The following is a 416-nucleotide window of genomic DNA, read 5'->3' as shown; positions in this document are numbered from 1 at the left end:
GGCGGAACCTTCGCGCCCCGGCAGCTTTACACTCCATGATGAACCAGGAGAGGCCAAACCCAAGCCTGGGATGCGACTTGATCGTCCCGCATTTCCAACCCGGATTGCGATGATGCAGGAGACCGGCGTTGGTACGAGGGGCGACGCCAGCGTGGAAAGGCATATGATGCAGTTCTTCGTATTTCTTCACGACGTGGCCTCTCGTCGAGGGGACGGACTCCACCCCGAACTTGTGCATCTTTTCAGACAACAAGCTGCTTTGTCGGCGCAAGGCGTTGTGACGTTGCGACCCCTTGGCCGAGGTAGAAGCGAGCCGGCCGGTCCCAATCCACACAGGCTTTCGAAATGCAACCTGCCTAGCGATGTCATACCCTTCCCGGGAGGCCGAAATCCTTAGATCGGGATTCGTACTGTCC

Annotated in this window: 1 protein-coding gene; it reads right to left on the bottom strand. The window is 58.4% G+C overall.

Features of this window, described 5'->3' with window-relative positions; all coding sequences use genetic code 11:
* Positions 1-190, bottom strand: a 190-nt coding sequence (locus EN780_RS40185; RefSeq protein ID WP_210215154.1) for a hypothetical protein, incomplete at its 3' end; no start/stop codon positions are given.
* Positions 191-416 lie beyond the last annotated feature (226 nt).

Origin of the sequence: Mesorhizobium sp. M4B.F.Ca.ET.089.01.1.1 (assembly GCF_004022605.1) — a bacterium.
Lineage (GTDB): Bacteria > Pseudomonadota > Alphaproteobacteria > Rhizobiales > Rhizobiaceae > Mesorhizobium > Mesorhizobium abyssinicae.
Note: the sequence above shows the minus strand (reverse complement) of the source record. Positions and strands in the feature narration are given on the sequence as shown.